This window comes from Blastomonas sp. CCH9-A1, assembly GCF_001557175.1.
Lineage (GTDB): Bacteria > Pseudomonadota > Alphaproteobacteria > Sphingomonadales > Sphingomonadaceae > Blastomonas > Blastomonas delafieldii_A.
Map to the genome: position 1 here is coordinate 44,233 of NZ_LSHM01000002.1, position 22,146 is coordinate 66,378.

26 protein-coding genes are annotated in these 22,146 nt (G+C 65.1%); 15 read left to right on the forward strand and 11 right to left on the reverse strand.

Annotated features, from left to right (window positions below):
* Nucleotides 1-34: 34 nt before the first annotated feature.
* The 14 genes from rplN (at nt 35) to AX725_RS00415 (ending at nt 7,912) form a co-directional block, all read left to right on the forward strand.
* Nucleotides 35-403, forward strand: coding sequence for a 50S ribosomal protein L14 (rplN, locus tag AX725_RS00350; RefSeq protein ID WP_023837779.1), 369 nt, complete (start codon nt 35-37; stop codon nt 401-403).
* 2 nt (nt 404-405) lie between these two features.
* Nucleotides 406-726, forward strand: coding sequence for a 50S ribosomal protein L24 (gene rplX / locus AX725_RS00355; RefSeq protein WP_023837778.1), 321 nt, complete (start codon nt 406-408; stop codon nt 724-726).
* Nucleotides 719-1,300: a 50S ribosomal protein L5 gene (gene rplE / locus AX725_RS00360; RefSeq protein WP_034515879.1), complete on the forward strand. Its 582-nt coding sequence runs from the start codon at nt 719-721 to the stop codon at nt 1,298-1,300. Before rplX ends, rplE begins: the two co-directional genes overlap by 8 nt.
* Before the next feature lie 42 nt (nt 1,301-1,342).
* Entirely contained in the window at nt 1,343-1,648 is a 306-nt protein-coding gene (gene rpsN, locus AX725_RS00365) for a 30S ribosomal protein S14 (protein WP_023837776.1), read from the forward strand.
* Between the two features lie 12 nt (nt 1,649-1,660).
* The gene (gene rpsH, locus AX725_RS00370; RefSeq protein ID WP_060979876.1) at nt 1,661-2,056 is read left to right on the forward strand and encodes a 30S ribosomal protein S8; all 396 of its coding nucleotides are present in this window, start codon (nt 1,661-1,663) and stop codon (nt 2,054-2,056) included.
* Between the two features lies 1 nt (nt 2,057).
* Complete coding sequence (rplF, locus tag AX725_RS00375) at nt 2,058-2,591, forward strand: 50S ribosomal protein L6 (protein ID WP_031318019.1); 534 nt, start codon at nt 2,058-2,060, stop codon at nt 2,589-2,591.
* A 3-nt stretch (nt 2,592-2,594) separates the two neighbouring features.
* On the forward strand, nt 2,595-2,945 hold the full coding sequence (rplR, locus tag AX725_RS00380) for a 50S ribosomal protein L18 (RefSeq protein WP_060979877.1): 351 nt from the start codon (nt 2,595-2,597) through the stop codon (nt 2,943-2,945).
* Between the two features lie 3 nt (nt 2,946-2,948).
* Entirely contained in the window at nt 2,949-3,653 is a 705-nt protein-coding gene (gene rpsE / locus AX725_RS00385; RefSeq protein ID WP_060979878.1) for a 30S ribosomal protein S5, read from the forward strand.
* Between the two features lie 5 nt (nt 3,654-3,658).
* Nucleotides 3,659-3,835, forward strand: coding sequence for a 50S ribosomal protein L30 (gene rpmD, locus AX725_RS00390; RefSeq protein WP_023837771.1), 177 nt, complete (start codon nt 3,659-3,661; stop codon nt 3,833-3,835).
* Nucleotides 3,836-4,003: 168 nt separating this feature from the next.
* The gene (rplO, locus tag AX725_RS00395; protein ID WP_060979879.1) at nt 4,004-4,504 is read left to right on the forward strand and encodes a 50S ribosomal protein L15; all 501 of its coding nucleotides are present in this window, start codon (nt 4,004-4,006) and stop codon (nt 4,502-4,504) included.
* A gap of 203 nt (nt 4,505-4,707) precedes the next feature.
* Nucleotides 4,708-6,075 carry a preprotein translocase subunit SecY gene (gene secY / locus AX725_RS00400; RefSeq protein ID WP_066114867.1) on the forward strand — a complete coding sequence of 456 codons (1,368 nt, stop codon included), beginning with the start codon at nt 4,708-4,710 and terminating at the stop codon, nt 6,073-6,075.
* 61 nt (nt 6,076-6,136) lie between these two features.
* The gene (locus AX725_RS00405; RefSeq protein ID WP_060979881.1) at nt 6,137-6,784 is read left to right on the forward strand and encodes an adenylate kinase; all 648 of its coding nucleotides are present in this window, start codon (nt 6,137-6,139) and stop codon (nt 6,782-6,784) included.
* A 304-nt stretch (nt 6,785-7,088) separates the two neighbouring features.
* The gene (locus AX725_RS00410; protein WP_067512924.1) at nt 7,089-7,382 is read left to right on the forward strand and encodes a hypothetical protein; all 294 of its coding nucleotides are present in this window, start codon (nt 7,089-7,091) and stop codon (nt 7,380-7,382) included.
* Nucleotides 7,383-7,396: 14 nt separating this feature from the next.
* Nucleotides 7,397-7,912: a DUF6692 family protein gene (locus AX725_RS00415; RefSeq protein ID WP_060979882.1), complete on the forward strand. Its 516-nt coding sequence runs from the start codon at nt 7,397-7,399 to the stop codon at nt 7,910-7,912.
* Between the two features lie 12 nt (nt 7,913-7,924).
* Here AX725_RS00415 and AX725_RS00420 read toward each other — a convergent pair whose 3' ends face one another.
* From AX725_RS00420 to AX725_RS00445, 6 genes are all read right to left on the reverse strand, one after another.
* Nucleotides 7,925-8,389 (reverse strand): MaoC family dehydratase, encoded by a 465-nt coding sequence (locus AX725_RS00420; protein ID WP_060979908.1) that lies wholly within the window; start codon nt 8,387-8,389, stop codon nt 7,925-7,927.
* A 42-nt stretch (nt 8,390-8,431) separates the two neighbouring features.
* A complete protein-coding gene (locus AX725_RS00425; RefSeq protein ID WP_060979883.1) occupies nt 8,432-9,640 on the reverse strand; it encodes an alkaline phosphatase family protein in 1,209 nt (402 codons plus the stop codon).
* Entirely contained in the window at nt 9,637-11,199 is a 1,563-nt protein-coding gene (locus tag AX725_RS00430) for an alkaline phosphatase D family protein (RefSeq protein WP_060979884.1), read from the reverse strand. The genes AX725_RS00425 and AX725_RS00430 overlap by 4 nt, the downstream gene beginning before the upstream one ends.
* Nucleotides 11,200-11,270: 71 nt before the next feature.
* Nucleotides 11,271-12,371 (reverse strand): redox-regulated ATPase YchF, encoded by a 1,101-nt coding sequence (ychF, locus tag AX725_RS00435; RefSeq protein WP_060979885.1) that lies wholly within the window; start codon nt 12,369-12,371, stop codon nt 11,271-11,273.
* A 90-nt stretch (nt 12,372-12,461) separates the two neighbouring features.
* A complete protein-coding gene (locus AX725_RS00440) occupies nt 12,462-13,457 on the reverse strand; it encodes an SDR family oxidoreductase (protein WP_060979909.1) in 996 nt (331 codons plus the stop codon).
* 126 nt (nt 13,458-13,583) lie between these two features.
* Nucleotides 13,584-15,485 carry a PhoX family protein gene (locus AX725_RS00445; protein ID WP_060979886.1) on the reverse strand — a complete coding sequence of 634 codons (1,902 nt, stop codon included), beginning with the start codon at nt 15,483-15,485 and terminating at the stop codon, nt 13,584-13,586.
* Nucleotides 15,486-15,700: 215 nt separating this feature from the next.
* On the opposite strand from AX725_RS00445, the gene aac(3) reads away from it, so the two are divergent.
* Nucleotides 15,701-16,498 carry an aminoglycoside 3-N-acetyltransferase gene (gene aac(3), locus AX725_RS00450; RefSeq protein ID WP_060979887.1) on the forward strand — a complete coding sequence of 266 codons (798 nt, stop codon included), beginning with the start codon at nt 15,701-15,703 and terminating at the stop codon, nt 16,496-16,498.
* Here aac(3) and AX725_RS00455 read toward each other — a convergent pair.
* From AX725_RS00455 to AX725_RS00475, 5 genes are all read right to left on the reverse strand, one after another.
* A complete protein-coding gene (locus AX725_RS00455; protein ID WP_060979888.1) occupies nt 16,495-17,325 on the reverse strand; it encodes a hypothetical protein in 831 nt (276 codons plus the stop codon). The two genes, aac(3) and AX725_RS00455, sit on opposite strands and share 4 nt — an antisense overlap.
* Nucleotides 17,322-17,891, reverse strand: a complete 570-nt coding sequence (gene pth, locus AX725_RS00460; protein WP_060979889.1) for an aminoacyl-tRNA hydrolase — start codon at nt 17,889-17,891, stop codon at nt 17,322-17,324. The genes AX725_RS00455 and pth overlap by 4 nt, the downstream gene beginning before the upstream one ends.
* Before the next feature lie 113 nt (nt 17,892-18,004).
* Nucleotides 18,005-18,616, reverse strand: a complete 612-nt coding sequence (locus tag AX725_RS00465; RefSeq protein WP_060979890.1) for a 50S ribosomal protein L25/general stress protein Ctc — start codon at nt 18,614-18,616, stop codon at nt 18,005-18,007.
* 119 nt (nt 18,617-18,735) lie between these two features.
* Nucleotides 18,736-19,656, reverse strand: a complete 921-nt coding sequence (locus AX725_RS00470; protein ID WP_060979891.1) for a TraB/GumN family protein — start codon at nt 19,654-19,656, stop codon at nt 18,736-18,738.
* A gap of 38 nt (nt 19,657-19,694) precedes the next feature.
* Complete coding sequence (locus AX725_RS00475) at nt 19,695-22,031, reverse strand: patatin-like protein (protein WP_060979892.1); 2,337 nt, start codon at nt 22,029-22,031, stop codon at nt 19,695-19,697.
* Nucleotides 22,032-22,146 lie beyond the last annotated feature (115 nt).

A 22,146-nucleotide genomic window follows, 5' to 3' on the forward strand; every position in this document is an offset into this window, starting at 1 on the left:
GTTCCGGCAAGCCAGACAAGAAGGAAACGGATCCATGATCCAGATGCAATCCAATCTTGATGTCGCTGACAACAGTGGCGCGAAGCGCGTCCAGTGCATCAAGGTTCTCGGCGGATCGAAGCGTCGCTTCGCCGGCGTGGGCGACATCATCGTCGTCTCCGTCAAGGAAGCCGCTCCGCGCGGCCGCGTGAAAAAGGGTGACGTGCACCGCGCCGTCATCGTGCGCACCGCCAAGGACGTTCGCCGCGCCGACGGCAGCGTCATCCGCTTCGACAGCAACGCTGCCGTGCTCATCAACAAGAACGATGAGCCCATCGGCACCCGTATTTTTGGCCCGGTGGTCCGTGAGCTGCGCGCGCGCAAGCACATGAAGATCATCTCGCTGGCTCCGGAGGTGCTGTAATCATGGCGAGCGCTAAGATCAAAAAGGGTGACAAGGTCGTCGTCCTGTCCGGCAAGGACAAGGGCCGCAACGGTACCGTCACCAAGGTGATGCCGAAGGACGACAAGGTCGTCGTTTCGGGCCTGAACGTGATGGTCCGCCATCGCAAGCCGAGCCAGGCGAACCCCCAGGGTGGCCTGGACCGCGTCGAGGCTCCGCTGCACATTTCCAAGGTCGCCGTGGCCGATCCGAAGACCGGTGCGCCCACGCGCGTCCGCTTCGAGACCGTCGACGGCAAGAAGGTCCGCGTGGCCGTGAAGTCCGGGGAGAAGATCGATGGCTGATAAGTACGTGCCCCGTCTGCGTCAGCGCTATGACGACGTCATCGCCAAGGCGATGCAGGAAAAGTTCGGCTACAAGAACCCGATGCAGGTTCCCAAGCTGGAAAAGATCACCATCAACATGGGTGTCGGCGAAGGCAGCCAGGACAAGAAGAAGGTGACCACCGCCGCTGCCGAAATGGAGCTGATCGCCGGCCAGAAGCCTGTGATCACCAAGGCGCGCAAGTCGATCGCCCAGTTCAAGCTGCGCGAAGGCATGCCGATCGGCTGCAAGGTGACCCTGCGCAAGGAGCGCATGTACGAGTTTCTCGATCGTCTGGTGACGATCGCGATGCCGCGCATCCGCGACTTCCGCGGCCTGAACCCCAAGAGCTTCGACGGTCGTGGCAACTATGCCATGGGCCTGAAGGAGCAGATCATTTTCCCCGAAATCAGCTACGATCAGATCGACGCTGTGCGTGGAATGGACATCATCGTGACCACGACCGCCAAGACGGACGATGAAGCGCGCGAACTGCTGCGCCTCTTCGGCTTCCCGTTCCCGGTTGAGGAAACCCAGGAAAAGGCGGCGGCTTGATTGCCTACCGTCTCGCATTTTAGAAAGGCGAGAACTTAAGTCATGGCGAAACTGAGTTCCATCAACAAGAACGAGCGTCGCAAGAAGATGGTCAAGCAATATGCTGGCCGTTATGCGCGTCTCCGTGCGAAGGCAGAAGACACCAGCCTGGATGAGACCGAGCGTCTGATCGCCCGGCTGAAGATGGCTGAGCTGCCCCGCAACGCGAACCCCACGCGCGTGCGCAACCGTTGCAACACCACCGGTCGTCCGCGCGCTTATTACCGCAAGTTCGGGCTCTGCCGTATCGAGCTGCGTGATCTGGCCAACAAGGGCCTGATCCCGGGCGTTACGAAGTCCAGCTGGTAAGGATTTGATGATATGGCAATGACCGATCCTCTGGGCGATATGCTCACCCGCATCCGCAATGGCCAGCAGGCCAGGAAGGACAGCGTGATGTCGCCGGCGTCGAACCTGCGCGCCCGCGTTCTCGACGTGCTGCAGCGCGAAGGCTATATCCGCGGATATAGCGAGGAGCTGCTGGGCCGCCACAAGGGCCTGCGCATCGAGCTGAAGTATTTCGAGGGCCAGCCCGCGATCAAGCATGTCGCGCGCGTGTCCAAGCCTGGCCGCCGCGTCTATTCGGGTTCCAAGGAACTGCCGATCGTGCGCAACGGCCTTGGCATCACCATCGTATCCACCCCCCGCGGTGTTCTGTCCGACGCTGAAGCGCGCGAACAGAATGTCGGCGGCGAGGTGCTGGCGGAGGTATTCTGATATGAGCCGCATTGGTAAAAAGCCTGTGGCAATTCCCGCAGGCGTCACCGCCACCATGGGCGATGGTGTCATCACCATGAAGGGCCCCAAGGGCGAACTGTCGATGCCGACCGTTCCCGACATTACCTATGACCTCACCGATGGTGAGCTGTCGGTGAAGCCGGCCAACGGCACCCGTCGCGCTCGCGCGTTCTGGGGCATGCAGCGCACGCTGGTGCAGAACCTGGTGGTCGGCGTGACCGAAGGTTTCACCAAGACGCTGAACATCACCGGTGTCGGCTATCGTGCCAACGTGCAGGGCAGCAACCTCAAGCTGCAGCTGGGCTACAGCCATGACGTCGATTTCGCCATCCCCGATGGCATCGACATCAAGACCCCGGACCAGACCACCATCCACATCTCCGGCAGCGATCGCCAGAAGGTGGGCCAGGTGGCTGCCGAGATCCGTCGCTGGCGCAAGCCGGAGCCCTACAAGGGCAAGGGTATCAAATATGCGGGCGAGTTTATCTTCCGCAAGGAAGGGAAGAAGAAGTAAGCCATGGCGAAGCTCTCTTTGTTCGATCGTCGCCGTCAGCGCGTCCGCACTTCGCTGCGGGCCCGGGCAGGTGGACGTCCCCGTCTTTCGGTGCATCGCACCGGCAAGCACATCTACGCGCAGATCATCGATGACGCCGCCGGCAAGACGCTGGCTTCGGCATCGACGCTGACCAAGGGCAGCAAGGGCACCGGCGCGACCGTCGCCGATGCGATTGCCGTTGGCAAGAAGATCGCGGAGGCCGGCAAGCAGGCCGGTGTCACCACCGTTGTCTTCGACCGTGGCGGTTTCATTTTTCATGGCCGGGTCAAGGCCCTGGCCGATGCCGCTCGCGAAGGCGGTCTGGAGTTTTAAGCGATGGCAGATGAACTGAACAACGCAGAAGGCGGCACCGACGGCTTCCCCCAGGGTGAGCAGCGTCAGGGCCGTGGTGGTCGCGGTCGCGGCCGTGGCGGCAACGATCGTGGCGGCGAGCGCGGTGGCCGTGGCCGTCGCGACGATCGCAACAAGCGCGATGAAGAGCAGGGCGAAGAGCTGATCGAGAAGCTCGTCCACATCAACCGCGTGTCGAAGACCGTCAAGGGCGGCAAGCGCTTCGGTTTCGCGGCGCTGGTCGTGGTCGGCGACGGTCAGGGTCGTGCGGGCTTCGGCCATGGCAAGGCACGCGAAGTGCCTGAAGCCATCAGCAAGGCGACCGCCGCTGCCAAGAAGAAGATGATCCGCGTCCCGCTCAAGGAAGGCCGCACGCTGCACCATGATGGCAAGGGCCATTTCGGTGCCGGCAAGGTGACGCTGCGCAGCGCGCCCCAGGGTACCGGCATCATCGCCGGTGGTCCGATGCGCGCCGTGTTCGAAAGCCTGGGCGTGGCCGACGTTGTGACCAAGTCCAACGGCACCTCGAACCCCTATAACATGATCCGCGCGACCTTCGAGGCGCTCGGCGAACAGACCAGCCCCAAGTCGGTGGCAGCGCGTCGTGGCAAGAAGGTTGCCGACCTGCTGGGCCGTGGCGGAGCATCGGCTGCTGTCGCCGAGGTCGAAGCCGCCGCGATCACGGAGTAATCGACATGGCAACCATCAAGGTAAAGCAGACCGGATCGCCGATCCGTCGCCCGGAATCGCAGCGCAAGGTGCTGGCTGGCCTGGGCCTCGGCAAGATGAACCGCGTGGTGGAACACACGGACACGCCCGAAATTCGCGGCATGATCCAGAAGGTCCGTCACATGGTGACCATCGTCGACTGATCTCACTAGCCCTCTCCCCTGAAGGGGAGAGGGTTGGGAGAGGGGACTTGCGTTGACGTCTGCCCCTCTCTACTGCGCCTAGCCAGCACGCTGGCAAGGCTGCGTATCTCTCCCCTGAAGGGGAGAGAGTTTTTATTTGGCGCGAACAAAGCGAAAGCGAGTGCAACCATGAAACTGAACGAAATCAACGACAACAAGGGCGCCCGCAAGGGCCGTATGCGCGTTGGACGCGGCATCGGTTCGGGCAAGGGCAAGACCAGCGGTCGCGGCCAGAAGGGCCAGACCAGCCGCTCGGGCGTGTCGATCGCCGGATTTGAAGGCGGCCAGATGCCGCTCCACATGCGCATTCCGAAGCGCGGCTTCAACAATCCGTTCGGCAAGGACTTTGACATCGTCAACCTGGGCATGATCCAGAAGTTCATCGATGCCGGCAAGCTCGCCACCGATGGCACTGTCGATCAGGCTGCGCTGCGCGCTGCCGGTCTGTCGCGCGGCGGCAAGGATGGCGTGCGTCTGCTCGCCAAGGGCGAACTGACTGCCAAGGTGACCTTCGCGGTGGCCGGCGCGTCGAAATCGGCGGTCGAAGCCATCGAAAAGGCTGGCGGCAAGGTTGAAATCATCGCTCCGCGCGAGCCCTATCGCAAGCCGGAACGCGAAAAGAAAGCCTGACCTCGAAGGTCGGCTTGTCAAGCACGCCCCGCCTCCCGATATGGTGAGCGCGGGGCGTCTTGCTTGAAGCGCCCCAAGGCGGTATCGCTGCGCTCTGTTGTCGCTGGGGCGGACAGGCGCGGGGGCTTAGGCGCTTCGGACAGAATTTTCGGCCACGCGCCAGCATGGGCGCTCAATGGGCCGCTTTTTGGGATACAGGTTTCATGGCATCACGGGCCGACAATCTGGCTAGCAATTTCAGCCTGGCGAAATTCAGCCAGGCGACCGATCTGAAGAACCGCATCTGGTTCACCATCGGTGCTCTCATCATCTTTCGCCTGCTGAGCTATGTTCCGCTCCCCGGCGTCGATCCCACCGCGCTTGCCGCGCTGTATCAGCAGACCAAGGGCGGCGTTCTCGACATCTTCAACACGTTCTCGGGTGGTTCGCTCGAGCGCATGAGCCTGATCGCGCTCGGCGTGATGCCGTACATCACTGCCTCGATCGTCGTGCAGCTCGCCGCCTCGCTCTCGCCGCAGCTCGCCGCGATCAAGAAGGAAGGCGAGTCGGGCCGCAAGAAGCTCAATCAGTACACGCGTTACGGCACCGTGTTCCTCACCGCCATGCAGGGCTATTTCATCGCCGTGGGCCTCGAATCCTATGCCGGTGCCAGCGGCATCCAGGCGGTGATCGATCCGGGCATCATGTTCCGCGTCGGCGCGGTGATCAGCCTTGTCGGCGGCACCATGTTCCTGATGTGGCTGGGCGAACAGATTACCGCGCGCGGCATCGGCAACGGCATTTCGCTGATCATCATGGCGGGCATCGTCGCGCAGATGCCCGTGTTCGGCGCACAGCTGTTCGAAGGCGGCCGCACCGGTTCGATCTCGCCCTTTGCCATCGTCACCATGATCGCGATGATCGTCGGCCTGGTGCTGCTGATCAGCTTCATGGAGCGCGCGCAGCGCCGCGTGCTGATCCAGTATCCCAAGCGCGCGACGCAGCGCGGCGTGATGCAGGCCGATCGCAGCCACCTGCCGCTCAAGATCAATACCGCCGGTGTGATCCCGCCGATCTTCGCCTCGTCGCTGCTGCTGATGCCGCTGACGATCACGCAGTTCGCGGGCAATTCGGTCGATCCCAATTCGACCGCCGGTGGCGTGCTCCAGACGCTCAACCAGTATCTGGCGCACGGCCAGCCGCTGTACATGACGCTCTATGCGCTCGGCATCATCTTCTTCTGCTTCTTCTACACTGCGGTGGTGTTCAACCCGGAAGAGACGTCGGAGAATCTCAAGAAGAATGGCGGCTTCATCCCCGGCATCCGTCCCGGCAAGAACACCGCGACCTATCTGGATTATGTGCTCACCCGCATCACGGTGGTCGGCGCGGCTTATCTAACCTTTGTCTGCGTGCTGCCCGAATATGTGATCGCGCAGACCGGCATTCCGCTGTTCTTCCTGGGCGGTACCAGCCTGCTGATCGTCGTCAACGTGACCGTCGATACGATCACCCAGATCCAGAGCCATCTGCTGGCGCATCAATATGCCGACCTGATCAAGAAGGCGAAGCTGAAGGGACGCTTGCGCTAAGCGCGGTGTTTGAGGATAGTCGGGGCCGGGCACAACCGGCCCGTTGGGGGATGGATTACCCATGAATATCATTCTTTTGGGCCCTCCGGGCGCGGGTAAGGGCACCCAGGCCCAGCGTCTGGTCGACGAACGCGGCATGAAGCAGCTGTCGACCGGCGACATGCTGCGCGCGGCGGTCAAGGCGGGCACGCCGATCGGGCTCAAGGCCAAGGCGGTGATGGAGGCAGGCGAGCTCGTTTCCGACGAGATCGTCTCCGGCATAATCGGCGATGCGCTCGACGAGCTGTCGCCCGAGACCGGCATCATCTTCGACGGCTATCCGCGCACCGCGGCCCAGGCCGAATCGCTCGACGAGATACTGGAAGCGCGTGGCCGCACCCTGCACCATGTGATCGAGCTCGAGGTGAACGAGGACGCGCTGGTCGATCGCATCACCGGCCGCTTCACCTGCGCCAATTGCGGCGAGGGTTATCACGACCGGTACAAGCTGCCCGCGAAAGAGGGCGTGTGCGACAAGTGTGGCTCGACCGAGTTCAAGCGCCGTCCCGACGATAACGAGGAAACCGTGCGCACGCGCATGGCTGAATATCGCGCCAAGACCGCACCGATCCTGCCGATCTACGAAGCGCGCAGCATCGTCAGCCGCGTCGACGGCATGGCGAGCATGGATGCCGTCGCCGGTCAGATCTCAGACGTCTTGAACGGGTAAACTCGCCCGGATTGCAGCATCGCTACGTCAGCCCTCCCCCTCGATGGGGGAGGGTTGGGTGGGGGTGATCGCGCCGGATTGTACCCCGCTGTCATGGCCGCGCCGTTGCGCTCCGCCGCACCCACACCTGCACCGCTGCAACTTGGCTCCTTCGTGGCCAAGTCTCACTGCCTCTCCCATCGAGGGAGAGGCGGGGAGGGCTCACGGCCTGTTTTTCCCGGTGGTAGCCCGGTCATCAGCAGGGGCTGTGCAAGCCGCTGAACTGCCAGTATAATCTGGACCCGCGGGGGCAGGAGATCGAACGATGAACATCACGACTGCGCACAATGCCCGATTCACGCCGCGCCAGATGGCGTGGTCCCTCGCGGCCGCGTTGCTCGTGGCGCCTGCCATCGCGATGCTGTTCACGCGTGAGGTGAACTGGGGCGCCGAGGATTTTGCCGCGTTGGCGCTTTTGATTGGGGTTGGCGGTCTCGCGGTTGAGCTGGCCATGCGATTTGGTCGCAAGCCGGTACACCGGGCGATGCTGCTTGCGGCAATTGCACTTGCCTTGCTGCTCGTCTGGGCTGAACTGGCGGTGGGCATCCTGCCCGGTTGAGGGAGCATTTCTTGATGAAAAGGTTGACCGTGGTTCTCCCGCTGGCGCTGCTGGCCGCGTGCAGCAGCGAGCCTGCCAAGCAGGATGAGCTGGTGACGCTCGACGGTGGGGCAACCGCCGTGCAAGGCACGGTGTCGGCCTCTGCAGGTGGCACGACGCCTGCTCCGGCGACCGGCGTGCAGGCGGTCGACGCCGAGGGATCGAAGCTTGAACCGCTGCTCTCCAGCGCGATCGGTGAGGCAGGGCTGGAGACCGGAGCGTGCCGGTTCAGCCCGGCCCAGGGCGCGCTGCCGGTGCTGGTTGCCAGCAAGACCGGCGGCAAGGCGATGGTCTCGGTCGGTGGCAGAACAGTGCAGCTTGCGCCGTCCGGCCCGGTTCAGCATACCGGGGGCAGCTTTGCGGGCGAGGGCGTGACGCTGATGGTCTCGGCCGCGGGCAAGGAGGCAGCGGGCAGCGCGGCGAGCATGCAGGTCAGTGACAGCGACGGACCGGCCTTTGCTTACAAGGACGGGTACTGGGCCTGCAACTGAGCGCGGGCGCGCTCAGTCCTCGATCGGTGCTTCGGGGTTGCGGACCTTGATCAGGCCGTTGCTGCGCAGCGTCATCACCGGCTCGTCATTCTGGTTGAAGATGACGAGATCGGACTTGAACAGCCCCATGTCCGGACGGTTCTTTGACCGGCGCTTCTCGATGATCGTGGTCTCGATGCGCAGGGTGTCGCCCGGATAGACGGGCTTGACCCAGCGCAGATTGTCCATGCCGGGCGATCCCAGACCCGCCTGGCGGGTGGTCTTCATGTTCTCGACCAGCATCGCCATCATCATTGCGCAGGTATGCCAGCCGCTCGCCGAGAGCCGCCCGAAATGCGTCTGTGCCGCCGCCTCGTCGTCGAGATGGAAGGGCTGCGGATCGTATTTGCGCGCGAACTCGATCACCTCCTCGCGGGTGACGTCATAATGGCCGAATTTCGAAGTCGAGCCGACTTCCAGGTCTTCATAATGGATCATGGACATGAGTTTTGATGCGCAACCTTGTATTTGCAAGCAAAATCAGCGGGCGAGCAGCGGGGCGAGCGTCGCTGCATTGCCGTCCGAGGGCAGGGGAGCGATCCCGGTCAGTGCCGCGAGCAGCGGATAGACATCGACATTGTCGAACACCGGGAGGTTCGCCGTCGGGCGGATCGAGGGGCCGAAAGCCATGAACAGTGCATGCATGTCCGCATTGGCCGGATCATAGCCATGTGCGCCGCCCTTGACCGGCCAGGATGGCGGGCCGGACAGGATGGTCCAGCCGATCTCGGCAACGCAGATGATCGCGGCGACGCGCGGGTTCTTGCCATAATGCAGATGCTGAGGGATCTGCTCCTTGCGATGGCAGGCCATATGGTCGTGCGGCTTCAGCAGTGCCTGATAGACGCGGTCGTCAGTGCCCGCCGCCGGTTCGATCGCGGCATAGGGCCCGGCTTCGACCGCGATATAGCTGGCGCGGTCGATCAGGTCATCGAGCTGGATCACGCGGGTTTCGGCGGTCTCGGCCATGCCATGGTCGGCGGTGATGACGACATTGGCGCGCACGCCCAAGGCCTCGACGCCGCGCACCAGATCGCCGATGCGCGCATCGACCTCGGCAATCGCGGCGTCGAGCTCGGGCGAGCGGCCCGGGCCGAAGCGGTGTCCGGCGGTATCGACCGTGTCGAAATACATGGTGACGAGGCGCGGACGGATGGCGGCGGGGCGGCGTATCCAGTCGAGCACGGTGTTCACGCGCTGCGCGTTGCCAATCGCCTGGTCGAAGCGCAGCCAGTCGCTTGGACGCCTGTCGCCATGCGCGACCTCGCTGCCGGGCCAGAACATCGTCGCGGTGCGCACGCCCGCCTTTTCGGCGGTGATCCAGACCGGCTCGGCCTCGGCCCACCAGAACGGGTCGAGCGCCTGGCGCGCATCGCCCATGCTGAACATCTGGTCGGGGCGGACGGGGTCGATCATCAGGTTGCCGACAATGCCGTTGCGGTCGGGGCGCTTGCCGGTGACGATGGTATAATGGTTCGGAAAGGTCTTGCTGGGAAAGCTCGGCCGCATGGCGGCTGCGACGCCGCGCTGGCGGAATTCGGCAAGGTTCGGCGTCAGCCCGCGCTCGAGATAGTCGGGGCGCATCCCGTCGATCGAGATCAGGATGGTGACCGGCGGGTCGGGCTCCTGCGCGGCGGCGGGGCTGATGAGCGCCAGCGCCAGCAGCGCTGCGACCAGCCGCGCGATCATGCCGACAGCCCGGTCATCCGCGCGCCGGGGGTGCCGTGCGCCACCTCTGCCGTCGCGCGGCGCTTGATGCTGTTCTGACGCACCGACACCTTGTCGACCACCTGGAAATGGGCGAGCCAGGCATCGGGTGTCACCTCGCAGACCACATAGCCGCGCTGGTCGTTGAGGAACTTGAGCTCCGGATTGTTCTTCATCATCTGCTCGCTGCCATAGCGCAGATCCGATCCGTCGCCGCCGCTGCTGATCGAGGTGGCGACGATCTCGGTGCCCACGACCTTGTCCTGATGGACCAGATCGCCGACGAAATTCTGGTGCTCGTCGCCGGTCAGCACCACCACATTGCCGAGACCCGCCATCCGGCCGAGCATGCGCTGGCGCGGCACCTCATAGGCGGCCCAGCTGTCCATATTGGCGATGCGGGTATCCTCGTTCGCCGCGCGGCGGCGGTCGAGGCTCATCATCATGATCTGCTGCGCCAGGCAGTTCCAGCGCGCGCTGTTGCGCCTGAGGTTGCGCGCCAGCCATTCCTCCTGCTCCGCGCCCAGCACCTGCGCGGTTTTGTCGCCCACGCCCTCGCAGATCGGCTTGAAGCCGTCGTCGCACGCCTGGTCGCTGCGATAGGAGCGCGTATCGAGCAACTGCAGCTCGGCCAGGTTGCCGAAGCGCGCGGTGCGGTGGAAGGTGCCGCTGCCGAAGCGCGGCATGTTGGCGCGGCGGATCGGCATATGCTCGTACCAGGCCTGGAGCGCGGCGGCGCGGCGCAGTTCGAAGGCATCGGCGGGAACGTCAGCATTCTCGCTGATCCCGGCGACCCAGTTATTCTCCACCTCATGATCGTCGAACGTCGGGAAGAAGCTGTGCATCGCGTGCGCGCGCTGCAGGTCGGTATCGGTCTTGGTCTGCGCATAGCGCAGGCGATAGTCGCCGATATCGAACAGCTCCTGGCCCAGATGCTGGCGCACCGGCACCTGCAGCCCGCCGCCGAAATAGTTCGCGCGCGTCGGACTGCCGCGATATTCGTAGATATAGTCGCCATAATGGAAGACGAAATCGAGTTCCTCGCGCGCGAGGTGATTGTACGCACCGTAATAGCCGTCCTCGAAATTCTGGCAGCCCACGACACCGAATTTCAGCCGATCGACCGCCGCCTGGGCGAGCGGCAGGGTGCGCGCGCGGCCGGCAAAGCTGCGCTCGCCGCCTGCGGTGAAGCGGTACCAATAGGGGCGCTGCGGCTGCAGCCCCGAAACCTCGACATGCACGCTGTGCGCGGTCTCGGGCCGGGCTATCACCTGGCCCCTGGCGACGATGGTGGCGAAACGGTCGTCGCTCGCCACTTCCCAGTCGACCGGCATCGGTGCCATCGCCATGCCGCCATGCGCCTCGAACGGTTCGGGCGCGAGCCGGGTCCAGATCACGAATCCGTCGGGCGAGGGGTCGCCCGAGGCGATGCCCAGCGCGAAGGGGAAGGTGCGGAACACGCTCACCGACTGCGCCCTGAGGATGCCGGGCGCTGCCAGGCTGAGCGGCGCGGCGGCGAGGAACAGGCGGCGTGAGAGCATGGATCATGGTCCTTCGAGGGGCGGCGGCCTTGCGCCGCCATGCCCGGATTATCTGACAGGCCGGTGACGGATCAGACGTTGAACTTGAAGTGCAGCACGTCGCCGTCCTGCACGACATATTCCTTGCCCTCCTGGCGCAGCTTGCCGGCATCGCGCGCGCCCGCCTCGCCGTTCAGCGCGATATAATCGTCATAGGCGATGGTTTCGGCGCGGATGAAACCGCGTTCGAAATCGCTGTGGATCTCGCCTGCGGCCTGCGGGGCCTTGGAGCCGACCTCAACCGTCCAGGCGCGCGCTTCCTTGGGGCCGACAGTGAAGAAGGTGATGAGGTGGAGCAGATCGTATCCGGCGCGGATGACGCGGGCGAGGCCGGTCTCTTCGAGCCCGAGATCGGAGAGGAACTCCATCCGGCCGTCATGGTCCATGCCGACCAGCTCGGATTCGATCGCGGCGGAAACCACGACGGCTTCCGCGCCCTCGGCCTTGGCCTTTTCGAACACCCGCGCGCTGAACGCGTTGCCGTTCGCGGCGCTGCCTTCGTCGACATTGCAGACATAGAGCACGGGCTTGGAGGTGAGCAGCTGCGCCTGCGCGAGCACGCGGGCTTCCTCGTCATCGGCAGGCTCGGTCAGCCGCGCGGGCTTGCCTTCGCGCAGCAGCTCGAGCGCCTTGCCGAGCACCGACGCGCCGATCTTCGATTCCTTGTCGCCCTGCTGTCCGCGCTTGACCAGACCGGGCACGCGCTTCTCCAGGCTCTCGAGATCGGCGAGCAGAAGCTCGGTCTCGACCGTCTCGGCATCCGAGATCGGATCGACCTTGTTCTCGACATGCTGGATGTCGTCATCCTCGAAGCAGCGCAGCACGTGGACGATCGCATCGACCTCGCGAATGTTGCCGAGAAACTGGTTGCCCAGACCTTCGCCCTTCGATGCGCCGCGCACCAGGCCCGCGATATCGACAAAGGCGAGCTGGGTGGGAATGATCTTCTGGCTGCCCGCGATGGCGGCCAGCTTGTCGAGACGCGGATCGGGCACCGCGACATTGCCGACATTGGGCTCGATCGTGCAGAACGGATAGTTCGCCGCCTGCGCCGCCTGCGTCTCGGTCAGCGCGTTGAACAGCGTGGACTTGCCGACATTCGGCAGCCCGACAATACCGCATTTGAAACCCATGATTTTCCCAGCCTGAAAGTGTTTGTCGGCGCCTGCGCCGATCCTGGCTGCGCCCTAGCGCCATTGCCGGGGCAATTCCAGTGCCTCCGCTCAGCCGATTTCGTGCACTGCCTTGACCCAGGGGCCATAGGGGGAGCCGCCCAGCATCTGGACCTGCACCTTCGCAGAAACCTCGTTGATCGCCTCTTGCGGCTTGGGACCGGGATGCACAGCGCGGCGCAGGGGACGCTGGCCGGCGGGCAGCGCCATGATCTCGGCGATGGCGCGGGGCACATCCATCGGATCGGCCGAGCGACCGCTGCCATCCTCCGTGCCCATGCGCGCCACCACCGCCGGATAGGCCGCCGCGCGCACGGCATCGAGCCGCGCCTTGAGCGCGCCGGTATAGCGGTTGCGGTTGCGCCAGACATCGGTGGGAAAGCCGCCCGGTTCGATGATCGTCACGTCTATGCCATGCGGCACCAGCTCATAGGCCATCTGCTCGCTCAAGGCTTCGAGCGCGAACTTGGTCGCGGAATAATGCCCGCCATTGGGGACGATCACCCGGCCGAGCTGCGAGGAGATGTTGACGATCAGGCCCCGCTTGGCCTTGCGCATCGCGGGCAGCGCCGCGCGGGCGACGCGCTGGGCACCGAACACGTTGGTGTCGAAGATCAGCTTCGTTGCCTCCATGTCCTGCAATTCGACCGGGCCGGTAATGCCGATCCCGGCATTGTTGATGACGACATCAAGCGCGCCACCGGCTTGCGCCTCGGCTTCGAGCACGGCCCTCGCGACCATGGCCTCCGAAAGGACATCGAGTTCGAGCACGGTGATGTCCAGCTTTTCGGTCTCCGCCGCGTTGAGCAGTTCGCTGGCCTGGGGGCGCGGCAGGTTGCGCATGGTCGCGAAGACCTTCGCACCGGCGCGCGCATAATACAGTGCGCCGAGAAAGCCGAAGCCGGTGGCGGCGCCGGTGATGAGAATGGATTTGCCCTTGAGATCGGGCGTTGCCGTCGCCTGCGCGGCGACACCAGGCGCAAACGCCGCCATTCCGGCAAGAGCGCTACCGGCAAGCACGTCGCGGCGATGGGGAAATTCGGCCATGGCGGTCACTCCTGAAGGGTTGCGGCCGCCAGCATCGCAAAACCTGCTGGCGGCCGCAAATGTTTCAGGGTCTTGGGCGTTTCTGTTACGGTTAACCCTCAGCCGCAGTGCAAGATTGCGGCACGATCAGTTGCCGACCGGCTGCTTGTCGGTCCGCGTCACCACGATGGTCGACGAGCGCGGCTTTTCGCCGGCGATCGGCCAGTTGCCCGTCGGGTGCTGGATATTGACGAAGAAGTCGGTGAGGCTGGGCGTATAGGCGATGCCGGTAATCTCGCAGCCGAGCGGACCGACCAGGAAGCGCTTGGACTGCTTGGTGCGCTGGTCGACATGGAACATCGCATTGTGCCCGAACGCCTGGTCGATGGTCACGCCGCTGACGCCCGATGTGCCGGGGACCGAGTGGTCGGTCTGCACCCAGAGGCGGCCTTGCGGGTCGATGCGGATGCCGTCGGGGCTGGAGAAGGTGTCGCCGTTGATATTGCCGACGAGGTTCTCGCCGCCCGGACGCAGCGCCGGATCGCCCGCCAGCAGGAACAGTTCCCAGGTGAAGGTGGTGGCGAGCGGCGAATCGCCCGATTCGCGCATCTTGAGGATATGGCCGTGGCGGTTGGTGACGCGCGGGTTGGTGGCATCGGTGACGCGGCGACCCGAATTGTTGGTCAGCGCGACGAAGATCGCGGTGTTGTCGGGCGCGACGGTGATCCATTCAGGGCGGTCCATCACGGTGCCGCCGGCGACGCGAGCGGCCGATTTGGTGTTGATCAGCACATCGGCCTGGTTGCGGAAATCGACGACGGTCGGGGTCGGTGGCGTGGTCGACTGGCTGACATTGCCGGGATCGCGTGCACCCACAACCAGGCCGTTCTGACCCTGCTGCAGCAGACGCCATTCGCCGGTGCCGTCCGCGTTGAAGCGCGCAACGAACAGCTGACCGAAATCGAGCATGTCGATATTCGCCGCGCGGTTCGTGGCGCTGAACGCGCGTTCGCAGACGAACTTGTAGATGCAGCCCGGGGTCGCATCGTCACCCATGTAGAAGGCGACGCGGCGATCGGCATTGGCCATGAACGCGGTGTTCTCATGGTCGAACCGGCCCATCGCGGTGCGCTTGGTCGGCTGGGCGAGCTCCTGGAACGGATCGATCTCGACCACCCAGCCATAGTCAGTCGCAGGCTGGCTCGGGTCGAAATAATTGTCCGTGGTTTCCTCGCAGGTGAGATAGGTGTTCCACGGCGTGCGGCCGCTGGCGCAGTTGTTGAGCGTGCCCTTGATCGGGTTGCTCAGCAGCCCCGCCGCCGGACCGCCGACGCGATAGGCCGAGTTGCCGGTATAGCGCTTGTTGTAGCGCGAATTGGGCACGACCGACCATTTGCCGTCCGCGCCCTTGGCGATTTCCACCACGCCGACGCCGACCGCCGAGAGCGCGAGCTGGCGCTGCGCGGCGGTGGCCGATGCCGGGTTGCTGGTGACCGCAGCCACGTCTGCATCGCTCATCAGGATGTTGAAATCGGGATATTCGAAGTTCACCGCCAGCACGCCTGACGTGTTGGCATCGGTGTTGGGAATGGCGAACAGCTCCATGCCGTCATGGTTGCCGCCGGCCCATTTCTCGGCCTGGCCGGGAGTGGGGAAGGAGCCGTTGAAGGCTGCAACGCCGGGCTCGATCAGATCGCCCGCCTTGAGCAGCACGGCGGTCTCATATCCGGTGGGCACGGTGACGCGGTCGTTCTGGTTGGCCGGGACCGAGTTGAACGTGACCGAGAAGCTTGGGGCAGGGGCCGGGGTCGGTGTCGGCGTCGGCGCGGTGCCGGTATTGGGGGGCAGCGTGACATTGTTGCCCGCGCCATTGCCGTCACCGCCACAGCTTGCGACCATCGGCGCCAGCGCCAGGCCGAACAGGCCGTTCACCAGGATCTTGCGGCGCGACGGATTGGCCGCGACGATCGCTTCCAGGCTGTTGGGATCGTCATGGTCGGCATTTTCGATGCGATAGGGCGCGCGCGCCGCGTCGGTCAGGTGAGACAAGGTGATTCCCCCGAAAAATCATGGTGTTGATGCCGCGTTCAGCCCCGCGCTGATGCGGCGTGCGCGTGTGTTGCCCGAATTGCGCGCGATCGTGATGGCGGCGCGATGACAGGTCGAAGAAAGCTGTGCGTCACGAACAAGACATCGTTTCGGGGGCAATTTGCCGCTCCCCCAAGGACTTGTCTCAGGACCCGTCCGCACACATCTGCGCGAGCATGAAAGCCTTTTGGACTGTTGACGATCTCGCGCGCGATCTGGCGGCGCTAGGCCTGGGGCAGGGCGATATCGTGCTGGGTCATGCCGGTCTGCGCAGCATCGGGCCGATGATCGCGGGGCCGGATACGCTGATCGCGGCGCTGCGCCAAGTGGTGGGGGCCGAGGGCACGATCATGGCCTATGCCGACTGGCAGGGCGCCCCCGAAGCGGCTTGCGACGAGGAAGGGCACATACTGCCCGAATGGCGCGATCATGTGCGGCCGTTCGATCCCGCCGCATCGCGCGCGATCCGCGACAATGGCGCGTTTCCCGAGTTCCTGCGCACCACGCCCGGTGCGCTGCGCAGTGTCAGCCCCGGTCCTTCGATGGTCGCGCTGGGGGCGAAGGCCGCATGGCTGATCGATCCGCACCCGCTCGATTATGGCTATGGCCCCGGCACCCCGCTGGCGCGGCTGGTCGAGGCAGGCGGCAAGGTCGTGATGATCGGCGCGCCGTGGGAGACGATGACGCTGCTCCACCATGCCGAACATCTCGCCGATATTCCGGGCAAGCGCGTGGTGCGCTGGGACGTGCCGTTTCTGGAGGACGGGCGGACGGTGTGGCGCACGGTCGAGGAGTTCGATACCGGCAATCCGGTGGTTGATGGGCTGGACGACGACTATTTCGACGAAGTGGTACGCGATTTCGTCACGGCGGGCGGCGGACGGCAGGGCAAGGTCGGCGCGGCCGATGCGCTGCTGGTCGGTGCGCCCGCGATGACGCGCTTTGCGGTCGAGTGGCTCGAGCGCCGCTTCTAGCCGCGCCGCGCCGCGAGCAGACCGATGCCGAGCCACAGGCCGAGCGGGAAGCTCATGCCTGCGCCGACCAGCGGAACTGGGAACCAGCCGAAGATCGGCGCGGCGCAGGCGACTGCGATATAGAGCGCGAGCGCGCGCGCGGCGACATCGTCCAGCCGCAGCGCGAAAAGAATCGCGGGGATGGCCGCCAGGCTCGCTACGGCGGCCCAGGCGAGTGCAGGCGCGGACGCATGCGCAAGCTGGATGATCTGCTCGACCTCCGGCACGGGTTGAAGCGGATCGGCGCGCAGCAGCGACAGCGCGGCGATTCCGAACAGGCAAAGTGCCGTCACCAGCGCCGAGATTCGCTTGTCGGTGACGAGGATCGCAAAGCCGGCGAGCGCGAGCGCGAAGGCCTGCGACGCATCGGGCTGGAGCGCCAGAATCGCGGCGAGCAGCGTCGCGATGATCGGCACCAGCCGATGCTGTGCGCCCAGGCGCGCCATTGCGACGATCGCGGCGGGCAGGGTGAGCGAGGCAATGTTGACGAACAGGGGCCCAGCGGCGAGCCAGCGATGCACGCCCTGCTGATCCGGGCCGACCAGCGTCGCCGCCACCAGCGCCAGCGCGCCAAGGGCAATGCCGATCCAGACCCTGGACGAGGGCGCGGTCCGCGCGATCGCGAAGGCCGCGCCGCCGCCGAGCACCCAGACGATGACATTGGGGATCCAGCGCATCTGCGGCGTTCCGCTCAGCACCATCGCGGCAATGCCGCAGCCGGTCGCGATCAGCGACAACAGCGCGAAATATGCGAGCAGCCGGGTATCGCTGCGGGCAGCAAGGCTCATCCCTGCTGCCTCATCGCGACATCGTTCATGAAGCGCACGTCGTCGTCCTTAGCGAGCCAGCTGGCCTCCGCGCCGATCGCGCCGAGCATGTCGGTGAGGTCATCGAGTTCGGTCTTGGCGAAATTGCCGAGCACATGGCCCGTCACCCGGTCCTTGTTGCCGGGATGGCCGATGCCGATCCGCACGCGGCGGAATTCGGGGCCGATATGCTGGTCGGCCGAGCGCAGGCCGTTATGCCCGGCGGTGCCGCCGCCGCGCTTCACCTTGACCTTGAACGGGGCAAGGTCGAGCTCGTCGTGAAATATGGTGACGTCCTGCGGTTCGAGCTTGAAGAAGCGCATCGCCTCGCCGATCGCCTGACCGGACTTGTTCATGAAGGTCGCTGGCTTGAGCAGCAGCAGCTTCTGGTGGCCCAGACGGCCTTCCTGCGCCCAGCCCTGAAAGCGGCGCTTGGGCGGCTCGAAACCGTGCATGTCGGCGATGATGTCGATCGCCATGAACCCGACATTGTGCCGGTGCAGGGCAAATTCGGGGCCGGGATTGCCCAGGCCAACCCAGATCTGCATGGAACCACTCCCTTTGGTTCAGGGAGGGGCGGGGAGAGGGGCATTGTGCCAGCCTCTCGACATTCCCCTCTCCCAACCCTCTCCCCCGAGGGGGAGAGGGCGAGAAAGATGGATTACTCGCCAGCCGGCGTTTCGTTGTCGCCTTCGCTCGACTTCAGCGCCGAGGGAGCAACGATGGTGGCGATGGTGAAATCGCGGTCGGTGATCGCCGAGGTCGCGCCCTTGGGCAGCTTGACCGCAGAGATGTGGATCGAATCGCCGACATCGGTGCCGGTGACGTCGATCTCGATCTCGTCGGGGATGTTGGTCGCGTCGCAGACCAGTTCCAGCTCGTGACGCACGACGTTGAGCACGCCACCGCGCTTCAGGCCGGGCGAGGCTTCTTCGTTGACGAACACGACGGGCACGGCGACTTCAACGGTCGCGCCCTTGGCGATACGCAGGAAATCGACATGGATCGCGCGGTCGCTGACCGGGTGGAACGCCACGTCCTTGGGCAGGGTGACGATCGTCTTGCCATCGACTTCGATCTCGACGATCGAGTTCATGAAATGGCCGGTGCCGAGCAGCTTGTTCAGCGCGCGCTCTTCGACATGGATCGTTTCCGGATCCTTCTTGTCGCCGTAAATGACGGCGGGTACACGGCCTTCGCGGCGGAGTGCACGGGAGGCTCCCTTGCCTGCCCGATCACGCAGCTGGGCCGACAGGGTAAGCGTATCGCTCATAAACTGTCTCCAGATTACAGATGGTCAAAATATCCCCGGCCACGCCTCCAGGGATGACCATGGCGTCGGGGAAGCGGTGCGCATAGTCGCGACTCTCGCAAAAAGCAAGCGTTTCGGGCCTATTGGAGGCGGGTGATCGTATAGCCCTTCGCCTCGAGCAGCGCCTGGACGCTGTCATCGCCCGCCAGATGCGCTGCTCCGACTGCGACAAAGGGCCTGGCGCCGAGGCTCAGCAGGTCCTCGATCTGCGCGGCCCAGTCGCGGTTGCGGCGCACCAGGATGCGTTCGCGAATCTGCGGACGTTCGAGAAGGCCGCGATTGGCGGCTTCGGCAAGCTTTTCGGGCTCGCCCTTGAGCCACGAGGTCACCATGTCGCGATAGGCCCTGGGGGCATTGTCGGCATCGGCGATCACGCTTTCGAGCATCGCGCGCTGATCGGCCTCGGCCAGCTGATCGAAATAGGTGAACTGGCGCGCAGGCGTCTCGAGCCCGATCACTGGCTTGTCGCGCCGCCGGTAGCGCGCGGCGAGCACGCGCTCGACACCTTCTTCCCGCACCATCGCCAGATTGGCGGTGGCGGCGCCCGCGAGCGAGATCGCCGCGGCCCAGCTTTCGAGCGTCTCGAACCGCGCGGGCGCGAGGCGGCTGGCAGCGCGCAGCGCCTCGCCCTTGTCGCGCAGCTCGGGCGGCAGGCGATCTGCGAGAGGCGGCTGGCCCGGGCTGTTGCCAAGCTCCTGGAAGGTTTTCGTGATATCGGCAGAATTCTCGAGGCCCACGACTTCGAGCACCAGCCGGTCGGACCGATCCATCGCCTGCTTCATCTTCGGGCTGATCCATCTGATGTCAGTGGGCAGCGCGTGGATGCCGCCGAACAGCCAGGCTTCGCCGCCATTCGGCCCCTGGACATGCCAGAGTGCAGGCGTGCCCTTTTTCGGGCCGTCCCAGGCGGCCATCCCCATGTCGAGAAACGGAAAGCCGCTGCACGCCTGGATCATCAGGAGCAGCGGCAGCATCAGCCAGCGGGCGATCGTGGAATTCATGGGCACCAAGCTAGGGATGCAAGCGCGCAAAGCAAAGCCTAACCGCCGAACGCCGCCTCGATTTCGCGGCGGATGCCGGGGACCAGATCGGGATCGGTGGTCAGCACCGCCGCTTCCTCATCGCAGATCGCCAGGAACGCGCGGCGCTTGAAATCGGCGAGCAGATGCGGCGGAAACAGGCTGCCGTCGGGCATGGACGAGGCGATGATGTCGATCAGCCGCTCGGCCCCGTGCAGGCGTCCCCAGAGATAGTCGTTCTCGCGATACGCGCGGCTGAAGAATGCGCCGAAGCTGTTGAACTCGATGCCCTTGAGCATCGCCGCCGCGCCGCCCTGACGCAGCGACTGGCAATCGTCGGGCGAGATGCGATCGACCTTGATCGGGTCATATTCGTTCTGCCCTTCGCCCTGGAGCAGCGGCAAAGTGGCGATGTCGTAGAACGGAAAACCGAGATAGGCGAGCAGCAGCGAACGGCGGCTCTCGCGCGGCAGCAGCGCAAGCGCGCCTGCGAGCTGCTCGTCGACGATCCCATCCGCGCTGCGCAGGTCGCGGCGGGCAGCGAGTTCGGCAATCGCCATGGCCGGGTCGTCGATCGCACCTGCGGCAATATCGGCAAAGCCCTGGCCGAGATGGTCTGTCGTCTCACGGTCGAGATAGTGCGAAAGGCAGGCGTAGAGCGTTTCGTGCATCGCGACCACCGCTTCGGGCGGTGTGCGGCCCGATTGCGCGATATCCTCGCCCAGCCGCCGCGCCAGGAAGCGCAAGCGGCGGATGCGGAAGCCCAGGTCCTGGGTGCGGAAGAACAGGATCGCCTCGTCGCTGGCCCCGCCGCCCTTGCCCGAGAGCCGGTCCATGCCGCTGCGGTGCAGCTCCGCGCGAATGGCCTCGCGCAATCGCTCGGCGTAGAGCGCGCGCGGGCCACGATGCGCGCGGCGGAGCGTGTCGACCATGTCCTCGACGATCGTCGCGAGCTTGAGCTGCGCATAGGAGGCATAGGCAAAGCCCGCCATATGCGCGGCGCGGTCCTGCGCCTTGTTGCGCCATTTGGTCAGCCGCTGCGGCGTCGGGCTGTCGAGGAACAGGGTGTAGCCGAACAGCTTGCTCACCGTTTCCTCGACCTCGGCGCGCAGCGCATCGGTGATGGCGCGCATCTGGCGCACGCGCGACGAGCGGCGCTCGATGCCTTCCAGATTGTCGCGGATCGGCTGTTCGCGCGGAATGTCCGAGATCGCGCCGAAAATGGTCGAGAAGAAGCCGGGCAGCCGTTGGCCCATGGCATCGCGTTCGCGCGACTGGTCCATGCCGCCGACGATATCGGGCTTGGGGTCGATATAGACGAAGCGCCGGTCGATCTCGCGATGCGCGGGCCGGTCGCGCAGCGCGTCGATCGCCTGGGCAAAGGGGGCGTTGGCGAGCACCGATCCATCGATCAGCACCGCGCTTTCGGCCTCGCCTTCGGCATATTGCTGGGGGAACACGCGCGCCAGAAACGCCTCGCGCCCGGGCCAGTGCCTTTCTCGTCGCGCCAGCATCCGGTCCATCTCCGCGACGTTGAACGGCGGGAAGGCACCCGGAAAGCTCGCGGTGGCGCGCGCGGCGAACACGAGCTCGGCTGGATCGGCGAGCGAATCGTCGCGGCCGCGCAGATAGCGAAAGCCTATGGAAAGCCGGTGCTCGGTCTCGACCACCTCGGCCGGGCTGTTGAGGCGCAGCCGCTCGAGATGCCCGCGAAAGTCGGTAACGGTGACGAACAGGTCGAGCGGCTGGCCGAGCGGAAGCAGGCGCGGGCCTGCGGGCGTCGCCGCCATCGCCTCCATCGCCTCATACAAAAGCGCGGAAAATCCGGTGCCGCTGAACGGCGGGGCGAACCAGCGCGCGCGAACGAGGCGCGAGAGCTTGGTGCGCACCTCGGCGCGCGCTTCGGGCGCGACGCTGCGGTCGAGCGCGCCGCCGGGCCGCCTAAGCAGCAGCCAGACGAGCGGCTGCGCCCAGAATTTGGTGAAACGCGAAAACGGCCGCGCATCGGGATCGAGCAACCGGTCGATATCCGCGCATTCGAGCCACATGCGGGTCAGCGGTTCGAGCGACTGGCCGCTGGTCAGCGCCTGGGCCAGGAACACGCCGTTGATGCCGCCCGCGCTCGCCCCGGCGATAATGTCTGGCAGCAGCCGCAGCTTGACCTGGCTTTGCGCGGCAAAGGCCTCGAACAGTTCGCGATACACGCTCTGGCTGCCGCTCGCCGGGGGATCGCCCGCGTGGAAATTGCGGCTGGCACGGGTTGCGCGCCAGATTTCCTTGGTGATGCCGTGCATATAGACCGCGAGGCTGATGCCGCCATAGCAGACCAGGGCGATGCGGAGTTCCTTCTGGCGCATGGCGGCGGCGCGGACCTTTTCGTTCAGCCTCTTCTTGTCACTTCGTCTGCACGCTATCGATGTTACGCTGCAAGCGCAAAGCGCCAATTGCGTTCCAGTTTTGTTCGGGCTATGC

Bases quoted from the DNA above. Each gene is read 5' to 3' on its own strand.
- rplN (WP_023837779.1), top strand. From the start codon at position 35: ATGATCCAGATGCAATCCAATCTTGATGTCGCTGACAACAGTGGCGCG.
- rplX (WP_023837778.1), top strand. From the start codon at position 406: ATGGCGAGCGCTAAGATCAAAAAGGGTGACAAGGTCGTCGTCCTGTCC.
- rplE (WP_034515879.1), top strand. From the start codon at position 719: ATGGCTGATAAGTACGTGCCCCGTCTGCGTCAGCGCTATGACGACGTC.
- rpsN (WP_023837776.1), top strand. From the start codon at position 1,343: ATGGCGAAACTGAGTTCCATCAACAAGAACGAGCGTCGCAAGAAGATG.
- rpsH (WP_060979876.1), top strand. From the start codon at position 1,661: ATGGCAATGACCGATCCTCTGGGCGATATGCTCACCCGCATCCGCAAT.
- rplF (WP_031318019.1), top strand. From the start codon at position 2,058: ATGAGCCGCATTGGTAAAAAGCCTGTGGCAATTCCCGCAGGCGTCACC.
- rplR (WP_060979877.1), top strand. From the start codon at position 2,595: ATGGCGAAGCTCTCTTTGTTCGATCGTCGCCGTCAGCGCGTCCGCACT.
- rpsE (WP_060979878.1), top strand. From the start codon at position 2,949: ATGGCAGATGAACTGAACAACGCAGAAGGCGGCACCGACGGCTTCCCC.
- rpmD (WP_023837771.1), top strand. From the start codon at position 3,659: ATGGCAACCATCAAGGTAAAGCAGACCGGATCGCCGATCCGTCGCCCG.
- rplO (WP_060979879.1), top strand. From the start codon at position 4,004: ATGAAACTGAACGAAATCAACGACAACAAGGGCGCCCGCAAGGGCCGT.
- secY (WP_066114867.1), top strand. From the start codon at position 4,708: ATGGCATCACGGGCCGACAATCTGGCTAGCAATTTCAGCCTGGCGAAA.
- AX725_RS00405 (WP_060979881.1), top strand. From the start codon at position 6,137: ATGAATATCATTCTTTTGGGCCCTCCGGGCGCGGGTAAGGGCACCCAG.
- AX725_RS00410 (WP_067512924.1), top strand. From the start codon at position 7,089: ATGAACATCACGACTGCGCACAATGCCCGATTCACGCCGCGCCAGATG.
- AX725_RS00415 (WP_060979882.1), top strand. From the start codon at position 7,397: ATGAAAAGGTTGACCGTGGTTCTCCCGCTGGCGCTGCTGGCCGCGTGC.
- AX725_RS00420 (WP_060979908.1), bottom strand. From the start codon at position 8,389: ATGATCCATTATGAAGACCTGGAAGTCGGCTCGACTTCGAAATTCGGC.
- AX725_RS00425 (WP_060979883.1), bottom strand. From the start codon at position 9,640: ATGATCGCGCGGCTGGTCGCAGCGCTGCTGGCGCTGGCGCTCATCAGC.
- AX725_RS00430 (WP_060979884.1), bottom strand. From the start codon at position 11,199: ATGCTCTCACGCCGCCTGTTCCTCGCCGCCGCGCCGCTCAGCCTGGCA.
- ychF (WP_060979885.1), bottom strand. From the start codon at position 12,371: ATGGGTTTCAAATGCGGTATTGTCGGGCTGCCGAATGTCGGCAAGTCC.
- AX725_RS00440 (WP_060979909.1), bottom strand. From the start codon at position 13,457: ATGGCCGAATTTCCCCATCGCCGCGACGTGCTTGCCGGTAGCGCTCTT.
- AX725_RS00455 (WP_060979888.1), bottom strand. From the start codon at position 17,325: ATGAGCCTTGCTGCCCGCAGCGATACCCGGCTGCTCGCATATTTCGCG.
- pth (WP_060979889.1), bottom strand. From the start codon at position 17,891: ATGCAGATCTGGGTTGGCCTGGGCAATCCCGGCCCCGAATTTGCCCTG.
- AX725_RS00465 (WP_060979890.1), bottom strand. From the start codon at position 18,616: ATGAGCGATACGCTTACCCTGTCGGCCCAGCTGCGTGATCGGGCAGGC.
- AX725_RS00470 (WP_060979891.1), bottom strand. From the start codon at position 19,656: ATGAATTCCACGATCGCCCGCTGGCTGATGCTGCCGCTGCTCCTGATG.
- AX725_RS00475 (WP_060979892.1), bottom strand. From the start codon at position 22,031: ATGCGCCAGAAGGAACTCCGCATCGCCCTGGTCTGCTATGGCGGCATC.